The organism is Rahnella sp. ChDrAdgB13 (genome assembly GCF_017655185.1).
GTDB classification, from domain to species: Bacteria; Pseudomonadota; Gammaproteobacteria; order Enterobacterales; family Enterobacteriaceae; genus Rahnella; species Rahnella contaminans.
Genome location: NZ_JAEMGT010000158.1, coordinates 1 through 2,019, shown reverse-complemented (window position 1 = coordinate 2,019; position 2,019 = coordinate 1). Strand labels below are relative to the sequence as shown.

The window sequence follows — 2,019 nt, the reverse complement described above, 5'->3', positions numbered from 1 at the left end:
GTTCACGTTAAACCAGAATCTGCGTTCACGTTCCACCAGAATGACTGTTCACGATCGGCCAGAATACGCAATTGAGGCTGCTTTGGCGCATAGTGAAAAAAATGAAGTTAGGAAAGCTTACAATCGCTCAACATATTTACATCAGCGTATTTCACTAATGAAGTGGTGGGGGGAATATGTTGTTAAATCGGAACATTAACATTAAGGATTCCATCGTGGCCAAAAAAACAAATGATCAAATCATTTTAGAGCAGATACTTAAAGATAAAAAAAGCGAACTAGAAATTGAAATGACAGACGCTGATTTTTTCGAAATGTATACAGCCTCAGAAATTTTGAAAGATTACGATGTGACATATGATGACATTAGTTACAGTGTTGTTGAAAATGGCGGAGATGGCGGAATTGATTCTATTTTCACATTTGTAAATGGAGAATTGCAAAAGGAAGATACTCAATTAAACGTACAGATGAGAAAAAATCACATTGAATTAATAATTATTCAATCTAAAACCTCACCTACTTTTAAAGAAGATGCCATCACAAAATTTCGTGAAACCATCCAAGATTTATTTAACTTAGCTAATGACGTTACTAAATTCAAGCAGAGATACAATGAGCTACTTTTAGAGAAGGTTTTAATTTTTAGAAATGCATATTCAAAACTTGCCAAAACCTTCCCGACCATTGTGATTAGATTCTTCTACGCAACTCAGGGCATAGATACAGAAATACATGTTAATGTATCTGACAAATCATTAAAACTTCGTGATGATATAAATAAATTATTTAGTGGAGCAAACTTTGAATTCAATTTCATTGGTGCATCTACTTTATTAGAGATGAGTAGGAATATACCATCAAGCACACGAACACTTGACATATCCGAACAACCAATTAGTACTGTTGCAGGAAGTTATATTTGCCTTGCATCTTTAACAAAATATTATGAATTCGTAAGCGATGATGGAGCATTAGCTAGAAGTATTTTTGAGTCAAATGTAAGAGACTACCAAGGTAGTGTTACTGTAAATACTGGAATCCGCTTGACCTTAAACAATATCAACTCAGATGATTTTTGGTACTTAAATAATGGGGTAACAATAATCACACCAAAAGCAGTGAGCCAAATAACTATTGAAGATCCTCAGATTGTAAATGGTTTACAGACGTCTCATGAGATATACCGGCATTTTTCAGACCATGAAAAAGTAGATGATGATAAGCGTTCAATACTTATTAGAATAATTTGTGAAGAAAATGAAGAAGCGCGCGACCGAATTATCCGTGCGACAAATAGCCAGACTGCAATTCTCCCTGCCTCACTAAGAAGCTCAGATGAAATTCATAGAAATATTGAGGATTATTTAAAAGCTAACGGGTTTTATTATGACAGGAAGAAGAACTTCTACAAAAACCTTGGTAAACCTGCATCTAAAATAATTAGTATTGCATACTTAGCGCAGGCAATGATGACTATAGTATTGTTCAGGCCAGACAGCGCACGCGCACGTCCATCTACTCTAATTAACCAAGACATAGAATATAAGAAGATATTTAGCTTGGATATTAGCATCGATACTTATCTTAAAGTGATTTTAATAATAAAGGCTACTGAAGCATTCCTAAAAAATGAAACAGATAATTACACCCCCGATACAAAGACCATAACAAATATTAAGTATTACGTAGCGATGACAGTCGCAATAAAATACTTAAGCACAAAAGACAAGATATTAGAGTCATTATCTAACATTCCACAGATAGCAATTAGCGATGATATTTTTGATGAAAGTTTACAGCTTGTGCTAAAAAAATACGTCGAACTGGGCGCTGACGATCAGGTTGCTAAAGGAGCTTCCCTAACTCCAGAAATTCTAGCTGAGCTTTAACAAGAGATTACCTCGACGTTCTGCGCGCGCAGTTCTCCCCGCCTGCCCGCTGCTGACTTAGAGCCTATCCCAATAGGATTTTATTCCAGATAATGATGCCGCAGGTAAAATGCAGCATCGCCTCATA

General features: G+C 35.8%; 1 protein-coding gene and 1 pseudogene. Both read left to right on the top strand.

Annotated features, from left to right (window positions below; all coding sequences use genetic code 11):
* Positions 1 to 199 (top strand): annotated as a pseudogene (locus J8X26_RS27815) (hypothetical protein); the annotation flags it as partial.
* 16 nt (positions 200 to 215) lie between these two features.
* On the top strand, positions 216 to 1,892 hold the full coding sequence (locus J8X26_RS28000) for an AIPR family protein (RefSeq protein WP_208952393.1): 1,677 nt from the start codon (positions 216 to 218) through the stop codon (positions 1,890 to 1,892).
* The last annotated feature ends 127 nt before the right edge of the window (positions 1,893 to 2,019 follow it).